The 21,728-nt window shown below is 51.1% G+C and carries 14 protein-coding genes, 1 tRNA gene and 1 pseudogene; 10 read left to right on the top strand and 6 right to left on the bottom strand.

Annotated features, from left to right (window positions below; all coding sequences use genetic code 11):
• Positions 1 to 49 precede the first annotated feature (49 nt).
• The 4 genes from F3J30_RS14955 to arcA all read right to left on the bottom strand — a co-directional run bounded on the left by F3J30_RS14955 (position 50) and on the right by arcA (position 4,770).
• Entirely contained in the window at positions 50 to 1,453 is a 1,404-nt protein-coding gene (locus F3J30_RS14955; protein ID WP_014068691.1) for a YfcC family protein, read from the bottom strand.
• A gap of 47 nt (positions 1,454 to 1,500) precedes the next feature.
• Positions 1,501 to 2,505 (bottom strand): ornithine carbamoyltransferase, encoded by a 1,005-nt coding sequence (gene argF, locus F3J30_RS14960; protein WP_014068692.1) that lies wholly within the window; start codon positions 2,503 to 2,505, stop codon positions 1,501 to 1,503.
• Positions 2,506 to 2,627: 122 nt separating this feature from the next.
• Positions 2,628 to 3,539 carry a carbamate kinase gene (locus F3J30_RS14965; RefSeq protein ID WP_014068693.1) on the bottom strand — a complete coding sequence of 304 codons (912 nt, stop codon included), beginning with the start codon at positions 3,537 to 3,539 and terminating at the stop codon, positions 2,628 to 2,630.
• A 10-nt stretch (positions 3,540 to 3,549) separates the two neighbouring features.
• The gene (gene arcA, locus F3J30_RS14970) at positions 3,550 to 4,770 is read right to left on the bottom strand and encodes an arginine deiminase (protein WP_166717738.1); all 1,221 of its coding nucleotides are present in this window, start codon (positions 4,768 to 4,770) and stop codon (positions 3,550 to 3,552) included.
• Positions 4,771 to 5,440: 670 nt separating this feature from the next.
• Here arcA and F3J30_RS14975 point away from each other — a divergent pair.
• Positions 5,441 to 5,893, top strand: a complete 453-nt coding sequence (locus tag F3J30_RS14975) for a YhcH/YjgK/YiaL family protein (protein WP_166717739.1) — start codon at positions 5,441 to 5,443, stop codon at positions 5,891 to 5,893.
• A gap of 125 nt (positions 5,894 to 6,018) precedes the next feature.
• On the opposite strand, the gene argF (F3J30_RS14980) is transcribed toward F3J30_RS14975, so the two are convergent.
• A complete protein-coding gene (gene argF / locus F3J30_RS14980) occupies positions 6,019 to 7,023 on the bottom strand; it encodes an ornithine carbamoyltransferase (RefSeq protein WP_166717740.1) in 1,005 nt (334 codons plus the stop codon).
• On the bottom strand, positions 6,993 to 7,088 hold the full coding sequence (locus F3J30_RS22670) for a hypothetical protein (protein ID WP_217188093.1): 96 nt from the start codon (positions 7,086 to 7,088) through the stop codon (positions 6,993 to 6,995). Before F3J30_RS22670 ends, argF (F3J30_RS14980) begins: the two co-directional genes overlap by 31 nt.
• A 99-nt stretch (positions 7,089 to 7,187) precedes the next feature.
• Between F3J30_RS22670 and rraB the strand changes: the two genes are divergently transcribed.
• From rraB to F3J30_RS15025, 9 genes and pseudogenes are all read left to right on the top strand, one after another.
• Entirely contained in the window at positions 7,188 to 7,610 is a 423-nt protein-coding gene (gene rraB / locus F3J30_RS14985; RefSeq protein ID WP_014068697.1) for a ribonuclease E inhibitor RraB, read from the top strand.
• Between the two features lie 42 nt (positions 7,611 to 7,652).
• Positions 7,653 to 8,411, top strand: coding sequence for a tRNA isopentenyl-2-thiomethyl-A-37 hydroxylase MiaE (gene miaE, locus F3J30_RS14990; protein ID WP_166717741.1), 759 nt, complete (start codon positions 7,653 to 7,655; stop codon positions 8,409 to 8,411).
• 30 nt (positions 8,412 to 8,441) lie between these two features.
• The gene (locus F3J30_RS14995) at positions 8,442 to 9,173 is read left to right on the top strand and encodes a topoisomerase II (RefSeq protein WP_166717742.1); all 732 of its coding nucleotides are present in this window, start codon (positions 8,442 to 8,444) and stop codon (positions 9,171 to 9,173) included.
• 105 nt (positions 9,174 to 9,278) lie between these two features.
• Positions 9,279 to 9,363 (top strand) — tRNA-Leu (locus tag F3J30_RS15000).
• 266 nt (positions 9,364 to 9,629) lie between these two features.
• Positions 9,630 to 11,882 (top strand): annotated as a pseudogene (locus F3J30_RS22735) (class I SAM-dependent DNA methyltransferase); the annotation flags it as partial.
• A 1,413-nt stretch (positions 11,883 to 13,295) separates the two neighbouring features.
• A complete protein-coding gene (locus F3J30_RS15010) occupies positions 13,296 to 14,309 on the top strand; it encodes a restriction endonuclease (RefSeq protein WP_166717743.1) in 1,014 nt (337 codons plus the stop codon).
• 272 nt (positions 14,310 to 14,581) lie between these two features.
• Entirely contained in the window at positions 14,582 to 16,942 is a 2,361-nt protein-coding gene (locus F3J30_RS15015) for a class I SAM-dependent DNA methyltransferase (RefSeq protein ID WP_166717744.1), read from the top strand.
• On the top strand, positions 16,942 to 18,351 hold the full coding sequence (locus F3J30_RS15020; RefSeq protein WP_166717745.1) for a restriction endonuclease subunit S: 1,410 nt from the start codon (positions 16,942 to 16,944) through the stop codon (positions 18,349 to 18,351). Before F3J30_RS15015 ends, F3J30_RS15020 begins: the two co-directional genes overlap by 1 nt.
• Positions 18,348 to 21,596, top strand: coding sequence for a DEAD/DEAH box helicase family protein (locus F3J30_RS15025; protein ID WP_166717746.1), 3,249 nt, complete (start codon positions 18,348 to 18,350; stop codon positions 21,594 to 21,596). The genes F3J30_RS15020 and F3J30_RS15025 overlap by 4 nt, the downstream gene beginning before the upstream one ends.
• Positions 21,597 to 21,728: the final 132 nt, after the last annotated feature.

Here is a 21,728-nt window from a genome sequence, read left to right on the forward strand (position 1 = left end):
ACAAAATGCCCGGTGGCGCTACGCTTACCGGGCCTACAACGTCAAAAGATCACAACAACGCTCCGAGGCTCAACGCCACCATAATCACCACCGTCAGGATCGCCAGCAAAGGAGCAACCCACTTCAGGTAACGCACATAAGGGACGCGGGCGATCGCCAGCCCGCCCATCACGACGGCAGAGGTCGGCGTGACCAGGTTAACGATGCCGGAAGCCGACTGATACGCCGTCACCACCAGGTCGCGGTTGACGTTAGCGAAATCGGCAAGCGGTGCCATGATCGGCATCGTCAGAACGGCCAGGCCGGACGAAGAAGGCACAAGAAACGACAACACCACCTCCAGCCAGTACATCACGTTGATAAATGCGACGGTCGGTAACCCGCTTACCAGCCCTTCAGCACTGTGTAAAATGGTGTGGGTAATCATGCCTTTATCCATTATCACTACGATACCGCGCGCAATGCCGATAATCAGCGCGACACCCAGCAAATCCCGCGCGCCGTTGATAAAGGTTGAGGTAAGTTCTTCTTCGCTCATGCGGGCGATAAGCCCGACGATGATCGCGCTGGCGAGGAATACCGCGGAGATCTCCGCCATCCACCAGCCGAGCACCGCCACGCCGTAAATCATCACCGCGAAGGCGAGGGCGAAAATCACGAGGATGATTTTGCGCACCGGGGTAAATTCCAGCGACTGTTCGCCTTTGTTACCGAGGAAATGGGCGAGGTTCTCTTCCTGTTTGTCCGCGACGATAGAGAGAGAGGGGTCCTTACGCACTTTACGGGCGTAACGCATCACCCACGCCACGCAGATTATCCAGCCAATCACCAGCAGCGCCACGCGCAGGGCAATACCGTTGGTGAAGGGGATCCCGGCTGCGTTGGCGGCGATCACCGTGGCAAACGGGTTGATGGTGGAGCCGAGCGTGCCGATCCCGGCGCCAAGCAGGACGGTGGAAGCCGCCACCACCGGATCAAACCGGGCAGCCAGCATCACCGGAACCAGCAGCGTGTAAAACGGCAGAGACTCTTCGGCCATGCCGTAAATCGTGCCGCCTGCGGCAAACAGCGCCATCAGGATCGGGATCATCCACTCTTCACGACCACGTAACCGGGTGGTGACGCGCTCGATCCCGGCGTCAATCGCCCCGGTTTTGGTGACGATCCCCAGAAAACCGCCGATGATCAGAATAAACAATGCCACGTCGATGGCACCGGCCTGGCCGGATTCCGGATCGTACAGCCCGGCGATAGGAGCCATCAGCACCGAAATAATGCCCTGCGGATGGGCGGCAACGTGGGCGTAAGTCCCGGCAATAGGCACTTCTTTGCCGAGGGCCGCGTTCATTGCCATCTGGTACTGACCGGCCGGGACAACCCAGCTCAGCGCGGCCACAACGGCAATCAGAAAGAAGAGAATGGTGTAAGCGGAGGGAAACTTAAACTTGCCCATGGTGTTCTCCTTAAACCCGGCGCACCCCGCGGCACGCCGGGTGGTGATTAGTCGCCGAGTGTCGCCACCATGACCGCTTTAATGGTGTGCATCCGGTTTTCGGCTTCGTCGAAGACAATGGAATTGGGGGATTCGAAGACCTCTTCCGTCACTTCCAGCCCTTTCAGGCCGTAAGCCATTTCGATTTCGCGACCCACTTTGGTGTGCTCGTTATGGAATGCAGGCAGGCAGTGCATGAACTTAACATTCGGGTTGCCGGTGGCTTTCATCACCTTCGCGTTGATCTGATACGGCGTCATCAGGCTGACGCGCTCGGCCCAGGCTTCCTTCGGCTCGCCCATCGATACCCACACGTCGGTGTAGAGGAAATCGGTGCCGTGAACCCCTTCTTCTACATCGTCTGTCAGGGTGATGCGTGCGCCCGTTTCTTTGGCGATGGCGCGACACTGCTCAACCAGCGCCGCTTCTGGCCAGAAGGATTTCGGCGCCACAAGACGGATATCCATGCCCATTTTGGCCGCGCCAACCATGAGTGAATTACCCATGTTGTTGCGCGCATCGCCCAGGTAGGCAAAGCTCAGCTCCGGCAGGGTTTTGCCCGGCGCGTGTTCGAGCATGGTCATCAGGTCGGCAAGAATTTGGGTCGGGTGGAATTCATCGGTCAGGCCGTTCCAGACCGGCACGCCCGCGTATTCGCCCAGCTCCTCGACAATCGCCTGACCGTAGCCGCGATACTCAATGCCGTCGTACATACGGCCCAGCACGCGGGCGGTGTCTTTCATTGATTCCTTATGCCCAATCTGCGAGCCGCTTGGGCCGAGGTAAGTCACCTGCGCACCCTGGTCGAACGCGCCTACTTCAAAGGCGCAGCGCGTGCGGGTGGAGGTTTTTTCAAAAATCAGCGCGATGTTTTTGCCAACCAGAGTCTGCTTTTCGCGCCCGGCTTTTTTGGCGGCCTTCAGGTCAATGGCGAGGTCAATCAGGTACTGGATCTCTGCCGGGGTGTAGTCCAGCAGTTTGAGAAAATTGCGGTTTTTCAGGTTGATGGTCATGTGGGAAATCCTTTTAAAATTAATGTCTAAGACCTGACCCCTCACCCTAACCCTCTCCCCAAAGGGGCGAGGGGATGGTTTGCTCCCTCTCACCTTTGGGGAGAGGGCAGGGGTGAGGGGTTTTAGTTGCGAATCAACGTGCCTTTCTCGCCTGCGAGGATCTCCGCGCCATCGGCCAGCGCGCCGATCCCGGCAATGCCGTTGCAGGTTTCAACAAACTCGCGGCAGGCGGCCACTTTCGGCCCCATCGAGCCGGCGTCGAACTGCATGTCTCTGAGCAGTTCCGGCGTGACCTGTGCCAGTGGGCGCTGGGTGGGTTTGCCCCAGTCGAGATACACCGCATCGGCATCGGTCAGGATCAGCAAGGCATCCGCCTCTATCTGACGCGCCAGCAGCGCAGCGGACAGATCTTTGTCGATCACCGCTTCGATGCCGTGGTAGCCGTTGGCGTTTTCCACCACCGGAACCCCGCCGCCGCCGTTACAAATCACCAGGTGGTCGCGCTGGATAAGTGCGGTAATGGCATCGCTCTCGACAATGCGTTTCGGCTGCGGGGAAGGCACCACGCGGCGGAAGTAGCGGCCATCGGCCTTAAACACCCAGCCTTTTTCCGCTGCCAGCGCGCTGGATTGTTCTTCGCTGTAGACCGGGCCGATGTACTTGGTCGGGTGAGTAAACGCCGGGTCGGCGGCATCCACTTCCACCTGGGTGAGCAGCACGCTTACCTCACGCTGGGGCAGGTTGTTTTTCAGCGCTTGCTGGAGCATGTAGCCGATCATCCCCTGACTTTCGGCCCCGAGGATGTCGAGCGGGTAGGGCGTGACCTTGTCATAGGCGCTGTTTTGCAGTGCCAGCAGCCCGACCTGCGGCCCGTTGCCGTGAACCAGCACCACGCGCCACTGCTCGGTCAGCCCGGCGATGGTGCGGGCCGCCAGCTCGATGTTCTGGCGCTGGATCTCCGCTTCCAGTGGTTCACCGCGTTTGAGTAACGCGTTACCGCCAAGCGCGACGACCAGAGTGGGTTTTCTTTCCATGATGGCTCCTTTAAATTCCGTCGCGTTCCAGCGGGCAGCTCATGCAGCGCGCGCCGCCACGGCCACGCCCCAGTTCGTCGCCAGGGATCGGCAACACGGTGATCCCGGCCTTGTCGTACTTCTCGTTGGTCCAGATGTTGCGCTCGTAACCAATCACCACGCCCGGGCGGATGGTCAGCACGTTGTTGGCGTCGTTCCACTGTTCGCGTTCGGCTTCAAAGGCATCGCCACCGGTGGTGATCAGGCGTACGTGGTTAATGCCAAGCGCTTTTTCGATGGCGTGGAGCAGGTCGGTTTCCTGGGTACGCAGCAGGCCGCCGCGTCCGTCCGGGGTCAGCGTCCAGCACTGGGCGTCTTTGCGCACCACTTCCGGGTAGACGGAGAAGGTGTCGACATCGATGTGGGTCATGACGGTATCGAGGTGCATACAGGAGCGGTGTTTTGGCAGCTCAACGGCGATGACGCGTTCGGCCTGGCGGTGTTTGAACAGACTGTTGGCGAGGAACTCCACGCCCTGCGGGGTGGTGCGTTCAGACATACCGATTAATACCGCGCCGCGGCCAATGACTAATACATCGCCGCCCTCTAATGTGGCGTGGTCATAATTAATATTCTCGTCACCGAAGTACTTAATAAAATCACCGTCGGCAAAAGCAGGGTGCCAGCGATATATAGCGCGCAGGTTATTGGTTTCACGCTGGCGGGCGGCTTTAGCCATTGGGTTAATGGACACACCGTTATATATCCAGCAGGAGGTATCGCGGGTAAATAAATGGTTTGGCAGCGGCCTCATAATAAAATCATTTGCCGTGTGAGTATCGACGACCATATTTTTAATTGCCGCCGGAATTTCGCCGTAGGTTAATCCACCGCTTAACCGGCGTGCCAGCTCGCGATGCGGCATATCGGCCAGCCAACCACGAACATCGCCCGCGAAGGTCGGCCCGAGGCGATAATCAGAGATTTGGGTTTCCAGCAGCCAGGCTTTGGCGTCTGCAATATCAAGTGTTTGCGTCAGAAGGTCGGTTAACAGCAGGACTTCCACACCCTGCTCACGCAGCGTGTTTGCAAACATGTCATGCTCTTCACCCGCACGTTCAACCGATAACACATCATCGAATAATAATTCCTGGCAATTCGAAGGTGTTAAGCGTTTTAAACTTAAATTAGGGCGGTGCAGCATCACACTGCGCAATTGACCAATTTCAGAACCGACGTAATGCTTTTCCATAATTATTCCTTTAACTGTTTTTCAGAATAAAAAGGGCTGGGCCATGCAGTTATTTGCATGGCGGATTAGCTCAATTGATTTCACGGCTCATACTAGGCGACTTGTTATTTCATATTGTGATGTTGCTCACGCGGAATGGGGTATTGAATGGTTTGTTTTTATTTGCATGACGCGTATCAGATAATGATTAATTAGGCATTATTCAGAGATGAATAACTACGCGGTATTCTTCGGTCTTATTTGTATTTGTTATTAACTTGTAGAATTTAACGCTTTGACATATTTGGTTATCGCATTGATTTTAAAGTATTAAATTAAGTCAGTAGAATGACTATGCAAAAACACACATTAATTATTTTTGACTTAAGGAAAATCAATAAATATTTATTTGTTGATTCCGCAAATTATAAAAATGGTGAAATGTGAGGCAGGGATGGTTTTTGTGATTAGGTCTTTTGAATCAACAGATTAGATTAGCGCGTGTGAAGCCCTTGTTCTGAGGTTATGCATAACCGCTGCATATTTTCTTGTTGCAGGTTAACAGGCAATTAACAGATTTCCCGATAAACATGCGTTCGCGCAAATCTCTTCTAAAAAGTGGTGGTATGGCAGTGGGAATTCTCGTATAAAAGATAAAAATGAAACGATGTTTTATATTAAGGATTAGATCATGATTGTTGGCAACATCCACCATTTACAGTCCTGGCTGCCGCAAGAACTGCGTCAGGCCATTGAACACATCAAAGCGCATGTCACCGATACCACCCCGCTCGGCAAGCACGATATTAACGGCAACAACCTGTTTTATCTGGTGTCTGAAGACATGACTCAGCCGTTTGCTGAGCGCCGCGCGGAGTATCACGCGCGCTATCTGGATATACAGATAATCATGAAAGGCCAGGAAGGGATGACCTTCAGCACCCTGCCGCACGGCACGCCGGACACCGACTGGCTGGCGGATAAAGACATCGCGTTCCTGCCAGAAGGTGAGCAGGAGAAAACTGTGGTGTTAAGCGAAGGGGATTTTGTGGTGTTTTATCCGGGGGAAGTGCACAAGCCGCTGTGCGCCGTGGGTACGCCTGCGCAGGTGCGCAAGGTCGTGGTGAAGATGCTGATTAACTGAAACGGGTTTGCTCCCTCTCCCCGTGCAAGGTAAAAGTAAAAACGACAACTTTGTTGTCGTTTTTTAGTGTTTGCTCCCTCTCCCCGTGGGAGAGGGCTGGGGTGAGGGCACCAGCCCGCAGAGGACTAACTGCCAAGCGTCGCGACCATCACCGCCTTAATGGTATGCATCCGGTTTTCTGCCTGGTCGAACACAATACTCGCCGCCGACTCAAACACTTCGTCCGTCACTTCCATCCCGCCGTGCAGGTCGAACTCTTTCGCCATCTGCTTGCCGAGCGTGGTCTGGTCGTCATGGAATGCAGGCAGACAGTGCAGGAACTTCACGTCCGGGTTGCCGGTCAGCGCCATCATCTGGCTGTTCACCTGATACCCGCGCAGCAGCGCAATACGCTCCGCCCACTTCTCTTTTGCCTCGCCCATCGACACCCACACGTCGGTATAGATGAAGTCCGCGCCTTTCACGCCTGCCGCCACATCTTCCGTCAGGGTGATTTTCCCGCCATTCTTCGCGGCCAGCGCGCTGCACTCCGCTACCAGGCTCTCTTCCGGCCAGCAGGCTTTTGGCGCCACCAGGCGCAGATCCAGCCCGGTCAACGCAGCAGCCTCAAGCATGGAATTGCCCATGTTGTTACGCGCATCGCCTGCATACACCAGCGTCATCTCGTTAAACGCTTTGCCTGGCAGATGCTCCTGCATGGTCAGCAGGTCGGCTAACAGCTGGGTTGGGTGGAACTCGTTGGTCAGCCCGTTCCAGACCGGCACGCCGGCATACTGTGCCAGGGTTTCAACCACTTCCTGACCGTGGCCACGGTACTGAATGCCATCGTACATGCGGCCAAGCACGCGCGCGGTATCCTTAATTGATTCTTTATGCCCAATCTGGCTGCCGCTCGGCCCTAAATATGTGACGCGCGCGCCCTGGTCAAATGCGGCAACTTCGAAAGAGCATCGTGTACGAGTTGAGTCTTTTTCGAAGATGAGCGCGATGTTTTTACCGGTAAGCTTTTGTACTTCCTTGCCATTTTTTTTATCAGCTTTGAGCTGTGCGGCAAGTGTCAGCAGAGAGGTGAATTGTGCAGGGGTAAAGTCGAGCAATTTCAGAAAGTGTTTCTTATACAGATCAGACATTTTATCCTCACATGGCGAACGCCACTTATTGAATTAAAATTCACTTTATATGTATGAATATTCATTTGCAACCCCGTTTCACAAATCTTTCTTACAAAGGTGGAGGCAAACACGTCCGTGTGTGAAAATAGAAGTATCTGCCGCACTTTAAAGAGGAATGAGCCATGGCAAACCCAGAACTACTGGAAGAGCAACGCGAAGAGACGCGTCTGATTATTGAGGAACTGCTGGAAGACGGCAGCGATCCGGACGCGCTGTACACCATCGAGCACCATTTCTCTGCCGACGATTTCGAAGCGCTGGAAAAACTGGCGGTTGAAGCCTTCAAACTGGGTTACGAAGTGACCGAGCCAGAAGAGCTGGAAGTGGAAGAGGGCGACACCGTCATCTGCTGCGATATCCTGAGCGAAGGCGCGCTGAAAGCAGAGCTTATTGATGCGCAGGTAGAACAGCTGATGAACCTGGCCGAGAAGTTTGAAGTGGAATACGACGGCTGGGGAACCTACTTCGAAGATCCGAACGGTGAAGACGGAGACGAAGACGACGAAGATTACATCGACGAAGACGACGACGGCGTGCGTCACTGATTGTATTTTGCGGCAGCTTCGGCTGCCGCTTCAGGAACTCGAATGGATTACCCGCAGATACTCGCCCCCGTACTCAACTTCCTCCAGTGCCCGACCCCGCAAGCATGGATTGATAAAGCCCGTGACCCGGCCAACCTGCCGCTGCTGCTGACCGACCACATGGTGTGCGAACTTAAAGCTGCACAGACTGCGCTCCTGCTGGTGCGTAAATATGTCGCCGATGAAAGCGGTGCCGATGCGTTGCTCGACTGGCTCAGACCTTACGAAGTGTTTACCTTCCGCGACGGCCCAGAGCCGGACTTTATCGCCCTGCACAAGCAGATTGGCAAAAGCGTGATGCCCAAAACCGACGACCCCTGGGGCCAGTTGCTTATCGACAGCATGGTGCTGCTGATAAAAGAAGAGCTGCACCACTTCTGGCAGGTGCGCGAGGCGATGCTGGCGCGCGATATTCCGTACGTCAAAATCACCGCCAGCCGCTACGCCAAAGGGATGCTGAAGGAAGTTCGTACTCACGAACCACTGACGCTTATCGACAAGCTGATTTGCGGGGCGTATATCGAAGCCCGCTCCTGCGAGCGCTTTGCCGCACTGGCGCCGTTCCTCGATGACGATTTGCAGAAGTTCTACCTGTCGCTGCTGCGCTCGGAAGCACGCCATTACCAGGACTATCTGACCCTTGCCCAGCAGGTGAGCGACAACGATATCTCACCCCGGGTACAGCTTTTTGGTGAAATTGAAGCCACACTTATCTCGACACCGGACAACGAGTTCCGCTTCCATAGTGGCGTGCCGGTGTAAACCGACACTGCAAAAGGATGCGAGATCGAGATGAAAAAAACGTGGATACGTATTGTCGTGGTGGCCGTCGTGGCGGCCGCTGTGGCGTTCTGGGTCTACTTTGATAAGCAGCGCTTGCAGCAAGATCCGGAACAACAGCTTGATACCACCCTGAACGCCATGCCCGCCTGGCAGGTGCTGAAAGAACAAGAGCCGGCGCTGCAAAAGCGCATCCGCGAGCAGATCCTCGCGATGCAGAAAGCGGGCGACTCTGAACAGCACATCATCGATGTGATCCAACCGCAAATCCTTAACCTGCAAATGTCGCGCCTGCAATACGCCCCGGATGCTAACGTGGTGGAGTATATGAAGGCCAATATGGAGCAGACCGCCGCCATCCAGAAGGTGAGTGACGATGCCTGCTTCCGGTTCTTGTACCCGGGCGTAAAGGGCGGCGTGAACCCGATGAGGGTACTCGATAAACCGATGATGCAGCGTCGGATGCAGGCCGATGCTGACATGATGCGCGCCGCCTACGGGAAAAACCGCCACACCGTGACACCGGAAGAGCGCGCCACCGCCGTAGCCGATGTGCGACCCATAATGAAGGAACTTGCCGACAAATACGGCGAGGCCATCCAGCTGCTGCAAACTCCTGAGCAAGCGGTGGGCAAGGAGAAGCTTTCGTGCGATATGGTGCAGGATATGTGGGCGAAGGTGCTGAAGCTGCCAGAGCCGAAGGCGGCTGGCGTGATTCGACTGGCGGTTTCCGAGCTGGATTGACGAGTGTGCTGATTTTTTGGGCACTTAGCGTGGGTTTAGCGCGTCGCTGCTTGCATGGCGGCGCGCGACAGGTATAATCCACAACGTTTCCGCATCCCCTTCAGTGCCGAAGTGGCGAAATCGGTAGACGCAGTTGATTCAAAATCAACCGTAGAAATACGTGCCGGTTCGAGTCCGGCCTTCGGCACCAAAAGATGTGAAAGAAAGTCGCTTAAGGGCGGCTTTTTTTGTGTCTGGAATTTAGTGTCTGCACAATTATTTCCCTTCATTTACAGCAAGCTAAATGCACTTTGTTAACTCTGCTGATAATCAGATATTCAATACCATTGTTCATTTCTTTGTCCTCTATCGTTTGAGATAACCCTCGTAGCGGTTATTATTTTGCGAACTGAATTCCAAAACTGAATATTTGCCTGCGCACATTTGCACTAAGGCCGCGATCTCCCCGAGGGCTTCATGACGAACACTAACTTTTCTCAAACGGCTGCGTTTATCTGGTCGGTGGCTGATTTGCTGCGCGGTGATTTCAAACAGTCTCAGTATGGGCGCGTGATCCTGCCTTTTACGCTGCTGCGTCGTCTTGAGTGTGTGTTGGCGGAGACCAAAGATGCGGTGGTGGCGAAATATGATGAGTTAAAAACCAGCTCACTGCCGGAAGATGCCAAAGAGAAGTTTCTGCTGCGCGCTAGCGAGCTTTCCTTCTTTAATACCTCGAAGATGGATCTTGGCAATATGGGGCAGAACGACATCAAAGCCAACCTGGAAAGCTACGTACAGGCGTTCTCCCCGGATGCGCGTGAAATCTTCGAGCACTTCAAATTCAGCGAGTTTGTCGGCCTGCTGGAAGATGCCAACCTGTTGTTCAAAGTGGTGAAGAAATTCGCTACCACCGATCTCAGCCCGAAGGCCATTTCCAACTATGAAATGGGCCTGGTGTTTGAAGAACTTATCCGTCGTTTTGCGGAAAGTTCCAACGAGACTGCTGGTGAGCACTTTACCCCCCGCGATATCGTGCGTCTGACCACTTCGTTGGTGTTTATGGAAGATGATGAAGCCCTGACGCAGGACGGTATCATCCGCACCATTTACGACCCGACGGCCGGAACCGGCGGCTTCCTCTCTGCGGGCATGGAATATGTGCATGAGCTGAACCCTAACGCGGCGATGCGTGCTTTTGGTCAGGAGCTGAACCCGGAATCCTACGCAATCTGTAAAGCCGACATGCTGCTCAAAGGTCAGGATGTCAGCCGTATTAAGCTGGGCAACACTCTCTCTAACGACCAGCTGCCGCTGGACCAGTTCGACTACATGCTCTCTAACCCACCGTTTGGCGTGGACTGGAAAAAGATTGAGGGCGAGATTAACGACGAACATACACAGAAAGGCTTTAACGGTCGATTCGGCCCGGGCCTGCCGCGTGTTTCCGACGGCTCTCTGCTGTTCCTGATGCACCTGATCAGCAAAATGCGCGACAGCCACAATGTGGATGGCACCGTGAGCAACGGCGGGCGTATAGGGATTATCCTTAACGGTTCCCCACTGTTTACCGGCGGTGCAGGCAGCGGTGAAAGTGAAATCCGTCGTTACATTCTGGAAGCCGATTTACTGGAAGGCATCGTCGCGTTGCCAACGGACATGTTCTACAACACCGGCATTGCCACCTACATCTGGATCCTCTCCAACAAGAAAGCGCCTGAGCGTAAAGGTAAAGTGCAGCTGATTGATGGCACCAACCTGTGCGGCAAGATGCGTAAGTCGCTGGGCTCCAAGCGCAACCTGATGGGCGAAGACGATATCAAACTGATCACCCAGACCTTTGGTGATTTTAAAGTGGTGGAGGTCAAAGCCCCGGAAGAGCTGAGTCTGGAAAATGTCGCCGAGCAAAAATCCAGCCGTGGCCGTCAGCCTGCCACTGCCAAAACCGAAGCGCCGAAAACCTTCGCCAGCAAAATTCTTAACAGTACCGACTTTGGCTATCGCCGCCTGACCATTGAGCGCCCGCTGCGGTTATCCGCTCAGGTCACGGACGAGGCAATTGCGACTCTGCGCTTTGCACCGAAGCCGTTTAACGCGCCGATGGAACGTCTGTATGAAGAGTTCGCATCCCAGTGGCAGGAGGATAGCTATGGTGATTTCTCCGAACTGGAAGCCGATGCGCGTGCCATAATCGACGCTGAATTTGCAGAGCTGAAAGAGAAACATGTCAAAGTCCTGCTCGACAGCAAACTGTGGCTGGCACAGCGCGGATTGATGGAAAAGGCACAGCAGATTCAGACAGCTCTGGGTACGCAGGCGGGTGGTAAAACGCTGGTAAGCAATGACTTTAACCAGTTCCAGCTGACCCTGAAAGGGGCCATCAAAGCGGCTGGCGTGAAGCTGGATGCGAAAGAAAACAAACAGTTTATAGACGCTATCACCACCAAAAAACCAGATGCCGAACCGGTGGTGAAGAAGGTGCTGAAAGAAGCCGCTCAGCCGCTGTACGGCGCGTTTGAGTACAAAGGCAAAGTGGTGGAGTTTGAACAGGACGGCGAGTTGCGCGATAACGAAAACGTTCCGCTGAACCCGGCAGTATCCACCAGCGACCTGATTGAAAACTACTTCAAAGCTGAAGTGCTGCCACTGGTAACTGATTCTTGGATTAATGCTGAAAAGCAAGATAATAAAGATAATAATATCGGAATAGTTGGTTATGAGATCAACTTTCATTCCTGTTTCCAAAGAAAACACTACAGAGATAAGCTTCTTCAAGGAAAATCGGTTCGTTTAAAAGAAATAGTGAAAATAAACAACTCTGGGTTTTATGTATTGGATCAATTAACTGGAAGGATAAATGAATTTTCTTCCTTAAGTGAAAAGAGAATTGCTCTCAATCCAATTCGCTTTGATTTTCACAATGAAACTCTCATTCCTGAGTTTTATAATATATTTTTACAACAGGAAGAAGGTGTGGATTGGCTTAAAAATAATTTTAAAACACCTTCTATATATTCAAGAAATATATCAATGTCAGCATGGTTAAATGCGAAGTTCTCGCTTCCAACCGTAGGTAATCAGTCAGGGTTAATAGAGGTTTGGAATGAGTGTGAGGCAGTGTTATCTCGAGTCTCGTTACTTAAAAAATCTGTTTTTTCAAATTTTATCTCGGCACAAGAACAATTACTACCATATCAAAGTGTTGCGCATAGATATGAACAAGAATTCTCAGCGATGTTGCCTACTCCTTTAGCCATCCTGTGGGAGTTAGCAGAGTCAAAATTTACTAATAGAGAACGATGTGAGTCTCTTATTAAATTTTTTGAATATCTTGGCTTGTATTTTGTTTCATTTGTTTTTGGGCATAAAAAGCCGTCAAAAGAATGCTTTTGTAAAAAGAAAAAAGACTTGCCAGATATTACAATGGCCTTTAGTTATAATCGAATTAAAGACTATAAGAATCTATTTGATTTAAGTGATGGTAATGTCAGTTTGATATGTAGTGACGAAATTGTAAACATTCTCCGTGAAGCCACTGAGCTAAGAAATGATATTTCTCATAGAGGATTACCCTCTGCTACCGCGGTAAGTTCAACAAAAGAGGTTATTGAGAATTTAGTTAATCGTATGCAACCTGAATGTCGAGAGTTTTTTGAATTAACCACTCTTATAAAACCAATTCAAGCAAAATTCGATGGAAGTGGATTTTTGAATGAAGTTGAGGTTCTTAAAGGGTTAGGGATTAATCCGAGTAAAACTACGCAATTCAAGACTTCTGAGCCTATGATATCCGGAGAACTATATCTTGCACATGGTGATTTAGCACTCAATGAAAATATAAGCGTAACCAAAATGTTTCCTTTAATGGTCATGAGAGAAATTTTACCCGAAAGTGATATAATGGGTTTTTACTTCTATAGTGACATTTTTGACGATAATATTCGTTTTGTTTGTCCTTATCCTAACGTGACAACTTACACATTTCTCGATCAGAATATTATTACAGATAGCCTAGGGTGAATCATTTAAAATAATTATTCTTGTATAAATTCTTGGATGTCGGGGTATCCGCTGTAGTGAGTTTTGACGCCTGCAACTAACAAGCTTATGATCCAGCAAAATTTCTTTTCCGCATAAGGGACAGGTATGGGCAACAGGATGTGGATGATTCGCGGCGATGGCGGCAAACTCTACGACGATTTTCGCGATAAACAAATCGTAGGTATTGGTTGGTCTCAACTGGCTCCTTTAGTCAAACCCGGCCTGTCCCGACCTCAGTTACTCGCCTTGTATCAGGAAGCAGAACCTCTGATGAAGTTGGGTAGCGCTCGTTCTGGTGCATCGCAGGTCTGGCGTTTTGTGAATGAAATTCAAAAGGGTGATTGGGTTATTACCTATTCGCCAGCCAATCGTACTTATCTGTTAGGCAAAGTTACTTCCGACTTTCAATACCATCCTGAATGGGTGGAAGAAGGTATGGGAATCGTTCGCCAGGTTAAATGGAATATTGAAGAAATCGACCGCGATCGATTGTCTGTTGCTACTAAAAATTCACTGGGCTCTACGCTGACGGTTTTCCAGCTACCAGAGTATGCGTCAATAGAGCTGTTACAAGATAAGAAACCCACAGTTGACGTTATTACTCAGAATTCAGTTTCAATGGATGAGGATGAAGTTGTTTCAGATCCGCTTCGTGATATGGAAATGCTTGCATTTGAGGGGATTAAAGATCGAATCAACTCACTCGACTGGGATGAGATGCTGGACCTTGTCGCCGGAGTCTTACGCAGTATGGGGTATAAAACTCAGGTGTCACCCGCTGGAGCCGATCGTGGTAAAGACATCATAGCTTCACCTGATGGATTTGGTTTTGAAAATCCGCGTATTATCGTTGAGGTAAAGCACCGCAGAGAACAGATGGGAAGTCAGCAAATCCGTAGTTTTATTGGCGGTCGTCATAAAGACGATCGTGGGCTTTATGTCAGTACTGGCGGCTTTACAAAGGATGCTCGATATGAAGCCGATCGTTCGACGATACCGCTGACGCTCTGGACGCTTGATGACCTTGTCAGAGCGCTTATCGAAAACTATGAGCAGGTCGATATTGACACTAAGCTGCTGGTGCCTCTCAAGAAAACCTATATTCCTGCCAAAAATTAACTTCCACGGCAATTAAGTTGCAAGATCAAGTCGCTTCAGGGCGGCTTTTTTGTCTGGCATTTAGCGTTTATGAGTCTCATTGAATGTAGATGGACATTAACCTGGCACAGCTACCGCTCTCCTCAACTGTTTCTCAATAGTAGTATTCATTTCTTTGTCCCATATCGGTTGCGATAGTCCCTGTAGCAGGTATTATTTTGCGCATTGCATTCCAAAACTGATTTTTTGCCTGAGCATTTTGCTCCAGAGCGGCGATCTCTTCCGAGGGTTTCATGACTAACACTAACTTTTCTCAAACGGCTGCGTTTATCTGGTCGGTGGCCGATCTGCTGCGCGGTGATTTCAAACAGTCTCAGTACGGGCGCGTGATCCTGCCCTTTACGCTGCTGCGTCGTCTTGAGTGTGTGTTGGCGGAGACCAAAGATGCGGTGGTGGCGAAATATGATGAATTAAAAACCAGCCCGCTGCCGGAAGATGCCAAAGAGAAGTTTCTGCTGCGCGCCAGCGAGCTTTCCTTCTTTAACACCTCGAAGATGGACCTTGGCAAGATGGGCCAGAACGATATCAAAGCCAACCTGGAAAGCTACGTACAGGCGTTCTCCCCGGACGCGCGTGAGATCTTCGAACACTTCAAATTCAGTGAGTTTGTCGGCCTGCTGGAAGATGCCAACCTGCTGTTCAAAGTGGTGAAGAAATTCGCTACCACCGATCTCAGCCCGAAAGCGATTTCCAACTATGAGATGGGCCTGGTATTTGAAGAGTTGATCCGTCGGTTCGCGGAAAGCTCAAACGAGACCGCTGGTGAGCACTTCACCCCACGCGATATCGTGCGTCTGACCACTTCGTTGGTGTTTATGGAAGATGATGAAGCCCTGACGCAGCCCGGTATCATCCGCACCATTTATGATCCGACGGCCGGGACCGGCGGCTTCCTCTCTTCAGGCATGGAATATGTGCACGAGCTGAACCCTAACGCGGTGATGCGTGCCTTTGGTCAGGAGCTGAACCCGGAATCCTACGCAATCTGTAAAGCCGACATGCTGATCAAAGGTCAGGATGTCAGCCGTATTAAGCTGGGCAACACTCTCTCTAACGACCAGCTGCCGCTGGACCAGTTCGACTACATGCTCTCTAACCCACCGTTTGGCGTGGACTGGAAAAAGATTGAGGGCGAGATTAACGACGAACATACACAGAAAGGCTTTAACGGTCGATTCGGCCCGGGCCTGCCGCGTGTTTCCGACGGCTCTCTGCTGTTCCTGATGCACCTGATCAGCAAAATGCGCGACAGCCACAATGTGGATGGCACCGTGAGCAACGGCGGGCGTATCGGGATTATCCTTAACGGTTCGCCACTGTTTACTGGCGGGGCGGGCAGCGGAGAGAGCGAAATCCGTCGCTACATTCTGGAAGCCGATTTACTGGAAGGCATCGTCGCGCTGCCAACGGATATGTTCTACAACACCGGCATTGCCACCTACGTCTGGATCCTCTCCAACAAGAAAGCGCCTGAGCGTAAAGGTAAAGTACAGCTGATTGATGGTACCAACCTGTGCGGCAAAATGCGTAAATCGCTGGGCTCCAAGCGTAACCTGATGGGTGATGACGATATAAAACTGATCACCCAGACCTTCGGTGACTTTGAGGTGGTGGATGCCACAACCCTGGAAGAACTGGGTCTGGAAAAAGCCGCCGAGCAAAAATCCAGCCGTGGCCGTCAGCCTGCCACCGCCAAAACCGAAGCGCCGAAAACCTTCGCCAGCAAAATCTTTAACAGCACCGACTTTGGCTATCGCCGCCTGACCGTTGAACGCCCGCTGCGGTTATCTGCTCAGGTGACGGATGAATCGATTACGACTCTGCGCTTTGCGCCGAAGCCGTTTAACGCGCCGATGGAACGCCTGTATGAAGAGTTCGCGTCCCAATGGCAGGCGGATAGCTATGGTGATTTCTCCGAACTGGAAGCCGAAGCTCGCGCCATCATCAAAGCCGAATTTGCAGAGCTGAAAGAGAAGCAGATTAAAGATCTTCTCGATAGCAAGCTGTGGCTGACACAGCGCGGGTTGATGGAAAAAGCGCAGCAGATTCAGGAAGCACTGGGTACGCAGGCAGGTGGTAAAACGCTGGTATGCAATGACTTCAATCAGTTCCAGCTGACCCTGAAAGGGGCCATCAAAACGGCTGGCGTGAAGCTGGATGCAAAAGAAAATAAACAGTTTATCGACGCTATCACCACCAAAAACCCGGATGCCGAGCCGGTGGTGAAGAAGGTGCTAAAAGAAACCGCTCAGCCGCTGTACGGCGCGTTTGAATACAAAGGCAAGGTTGTTGAGTTTGAACAGGACGGCGAGCTGCGTGATAACGAAAACGTGCCGCTGAACCCGGCAATGTCTACCAGTGACCTGATTGAAAACTACTTCAAAGCGGAAGTGCTTCCGCATGTGGATGACGCGTGGATCAACGCTGATAAGCGCGATGCGAAAGATGGTGAAGTGGGGATTGTCGGTTATGAGATTCCATTTAACCGCCATTTCTATGTCTATCAGCCGCCGCGCCCGCTGGAAGATATTGATGCCGACCTGGATGCGGTCAGCGCCGAGATTATGAAGCTGCTGCAGGAGGTACATTCATAATGAATTTACCTACCTATGGAAGTTATAAGAAATCGAATATTATATGGGTTGGAAATTATCCCAGTGAGTGGTTCATTACGAAAGTAAAGTATGAAGCATATGTTAAGGCAAGAGTCGGCTGGCATGGCCTAAAATCGGATGATTTTACGGATGAAGGACCATTTCTTGTCACCGGTAGTGACTTTAAGTCATCACGCATTCACTGGGCTGATTGCTATCATTGTGATTTGAATCGCTATGAGCAAGATCCATATATACAGCTAAGAAATGGTGATTTGCTTATTACTAAAGATGGAACTATTGGGAAAGTAGCATTGATTGACGGGTTAAAACCCAATGAAAAAGCGACTTTAAATAGTGGTGTATTTGTCGTAAGGCCGCTTGTAAATAACTTCTCTACTAAATTCTATTTTTGGCTGCTCCAGTCTAAGGTGTTTACCGATTTTGTCGATTACAATAAAACAGGTAGTACGATTGTTCACTTGTACCAAGACACCTTTGTTAATTTTTCTTATGCATCTCCCCAACTAAAAGAGCAGATACAAATCGCTGCATTCCTCGATCACGAAACCGTAAAAATCGATAATCTGATCGAGAAGCAACAGCAACTGATTGAAATGCTCAAAGAAAAACGTCAGGCAGTGATTAGCCATGCCGTCACCAAAGGGCTAAACCCTGATGTGCCGATGAAAGATTCTGGCGTTGAATGGTTGGGGGAGGTTCCAGAGCATTGGGATGTTCTTCGCCTTAAACACTTAATATCATCTTTAGAGTCAGGGTGCAGTGTGAATGCTGCTGATATTCCTGCTCAGCAAGGTGAAGTAGCTGTTCTAAAAACTAGCTGTGTTTATACTCGTAGCTTTAGGGCTAATGAAAATAAGATTGTTGTATTAGAAGATCTGCACCGCGTAAAATGCCCTGTTCGAAAAGGAAGCATAATTATTAGCCGCATGAATACTCCTGATTTGGTTGGCGCAAGTGCCTTAGTGGATGTTGATGCGGAAAATATTTATTTGCCAGATCGTTTGTGGCAAACAAATTTCAACTCTAAGCTGAAGCTAATTCCAGCTTATTTGGCTCATTTTATGACGACTCAAGGCTTTCGCACTCAAATATCTTTGGGAGCAGAGGGCGCCAGTAGCAGTATGCAAAATATTGCTAAAGATGATTACTTATCTATTAACTGCTTATTACCATCAATTGAAGAACAACAAGAAATAACAAGTTTTTTAGAAGAAAAATTATCCTACTTTTCTGATTTAGAATTGAGGTCTTCAGAAATCATACAATTGCTCCAGGAGCGCCGCACCGCACTGATCTCCGCCGCCGTCACCGGAAAAATCGACGTCCGCGACTGGGTATCCCCTGAGACGCAGGACGTTGAGGAGCCACAGGAGGCCACAGCATGAGCATGGACAGCACCAAAGAGCTGATTTTCCAGAATGAAATGATTGCTCAGATGAAAGCAAAAGGCTGGATTTGCGACAAAGCAGAAGGCTACGATCGCGAACGTGCGCTGTACTCGCAGGATGCGCTGACGTTTGTGCAGACCACGCAGCCGCAGGAGTGGGAGAAGTTTGCCAAAATTTATCCTACCGATACCGAGCGTCATTTCCTCGATGCGCTGGTGGCGCAGCTGAAAAAAGCGGACATCAACGCCACCGATGTGTTGTCGCGCACCTACGGTACGCTCGGTGTGCTGCGTCATGGTATCAAAAGCCATAACGCACGTTTTTCCCTGTGCCAGTTCAAGCCGGAGCATAACCTCAATCCGGAAACCCTGACACGCTATAAACAGAATATCTGTCGCATCGTGCCGGAGCTGGTTTACAGCCCTCATGCGTCGAACGCCGCATTTGAAGAAACGGGCGTTAAGGCGAAGAAATGGCGTATCGACCTGGTTCTGTTCGTCAATGGCTTGTCGATAGCGACCCTCGAACTGAAGTCTGAATTTAAGCAGACCGTACAAAACGCCATCACGCAATATAAGAAAACGCGTTTGCCAAAAGATCCTGGCACTAATAAGCCTGAGCCGCTGCTGACATTTAAGCGCGGCGCGCTGGTGCATTTTGCCGTCAGCCAGTATGAAGTGTTTATGGCGACCAAACTTGAGGGCGATAAAACCTTCTTCCTGCCGTTTAACAAAGGCACCCATGACGGCGGCGCGGGGAACGATATCCCGGAAGATGCTAACGACTACGCCACCAGCTACCTGTGGAATGAGGTGCTGCTGCCGGACAATCTGCTGAAAATTCTCGCGAGCTTCGTGCATCTGCAAATCGTCGAAAAAGAAAATGCCATTGGCCTGAAGTACAAAAGCGAGAGCCTGATTTTCCCGCGCTATCACCAGTGGGATGTAGTGAACAAACTGATCACCGCCGCCACTTTGGAAGGCACTGGCAATAAATACCTGATTCAGCACAGTGCGGGGTCGGGCAAATCGAACTCTATCGCCTGGACGGCCCATCAGCTTTCCCGCCTGTACGATGAGCATGGCGAGAAGCAGTTCCACTCGGTGATAGTGGTGACGGACCGCACCGTGCTTGACGACCAGCTGCAGGACACCATCTATCAGTTTGAGCATCAGGATGGCGTAGTCGGGCGTATCAATAACAAAGAGGGCGACGGTTCTAAATCGGAGAAGCTGGCCAGCGCGCTGGAAAACTCGCAGCCAATCATTATCGTCACCATTCAGACCTTCCCGTTTGTCCTGAAGGCGATTGAAAACAGCGTCAGCCTCAAGCAGCGTAAATACGCGGTGATTGCCGATGAAGCGCACTCCTCGCAGAGCGGCTCTACGGCGCGTCAGCTGAAAGAAGTGCTGATGACGGAAGAGGCGGATGACGATGTGGAGATGTCTTCAGAAGATATTCTGGATGCCACCGTCGCCGCGCGTAAAGGCAGCAACAACCTCAACTATTACGCCTTCACCGCCACGCCGAAAGCCAAAACGCTGGAGCTGTTTGGTCGTCTTCCTAATCCGCAGGAACCGGCGTCGAAAACGAACAAACCGGAAGCGTTCCACGTTTACTCCATGCGCCAGGCCATCGAAGAGGGCTTTATCCTCGATGTGCTGAAGAACTACACCAACTATAAAGTGGCGTACAAGCTGCTGCAAAAGCTGGACGATCCTGATCGGGAAGTGGACAGCAAAAAAGCGAAGATCAAACTAAACCAGTGGGTCTCACTGCACGATCATAACGTGTCGCAGAAAGTGAAGGTGATTGTTGAGCACTTCCGCAAGCATGTGATGCACTTACTGGCTGGCCAGGCGAAAGCGATGGTGGTGACCAGCTCGCGTAAAGCGGCGGTGCGCTACAAGCTGGCGTTCGATAAATATATCGCTGAGCAAAAGTACGACAAGATAAGCGCGATGGTGGCGTTTTCCGGGGAAGTGGAATTCAATGAAGATGACCAAAACAGCCTTGCGCTGCTTAACCAGAAGTTCACCGAGATCAATATGAACCCAGGCCTGAAAGGCCGGGATATGCGCAAAGCGTTTGACTCCGATGACTATCAGGTAATGCTGGTGGCCAACAAATTCCAGACTGGTTTTGATCAGCCTAAGCTGTGCGCCATGTATGTGGATAAAAAGCTGGGTGGCGTTGAGTGTGTGCAGACGCTGTCGCGCCTGAACCGTACTTATCCAGGGAAGGTGCAGTCCGGCACGTTTGTGCTCGATTTCTACAACGAACCCGACGAGATTTTGGGTGCTTTCCAGCCGTACTACCAGACAGCAGAACTGACGGATGTCAGCGATCCGCAGCTCGTCTTTGAGCTGTTTGAAAAGCTGCGTACCAGCGGTATTTTCCTGTGGAACGAGGTAGAGCAGTTCTGCGAGGCGTTCTTCAGCAAAAACAAATCCAACGCGGCCATTAGCAATATCTGCAAACCTGCGGTGGAGCGCTGGAAGCATCGTTATACCTCAGCGATTGATGCGTATGTGCTGGCTAAAGAGATGTTTGAACGCACCAAAAAGACCGGCGATATTGTGCTGATCACCAATGCGGAAAACACCTTCAAAGAGTGCGAGAAAGAAAAAAGTAAGCTGGATATCTTCAAGAAAGATCTCGGCAGCTTTGTCCGCTTTTACGAGTTTATGTCGCAAATCGTCGATTACGACGACAAGAACCTGGAGAAGCTGAGCCTGTTTGCCCGCCATCTGCGTCCGTTACTGCATGAACAGCGTATCGAAGAAGGCGAGATTGATTTAAGCAATGTGGAGATGAGCCATTATCGCCTGTCGAAGCTTCACGAACAGCACCTAAAACTGCAGGAAGATGCGGAAGAATACAAAATCACACCGGGTAATGATGTCGGTACGGCAAAGCCGAAGGACAAGAAAGAAGAGTTTCTGTCGAATATCCTGGCGCGTCTTAACGAGCTGTTCGTTACCGATAATCTCACCGATAAAGACATGATCAACTATGCCTTCGCGGTGCGTGACAAGCTGTCAGAAAACCAGGCGGTGATGACCCAGATTGCCAACAATACGCGCGAACAGGCAATGCTGGGCGATTTCCCAAAAGCCATTGATGATGCCGTGATGGACAGCAACGACGCCCAGCAGGAGATGATGGTGCAATATCTCTCTAATCCTGAACTGGCGAAGGGCTTTGCCCGGGTGGTGTTTGATATGTTGAAAGGGGCTTGATTTTCGATTCCCCGATTAAAAGATGGAATGTTTTGTCAGGTATAAAATCCGAAACATTACATTCCCATCATCTTATTCAAATAGTATAGATACCTAAACTGATAGCAATCGGGTATCGATGAGTTATCTGTG

This window comes from Enterobacter sp. Tr-810 (assembly GCF_011752765.1).
GTDB classification, from domain to species: Bacteria; Pseudomonadota; Gammaproteobacteria; order Enterobacterales; family Enterobacteriaceae; genus Enterobacter; species Enterobacter soli.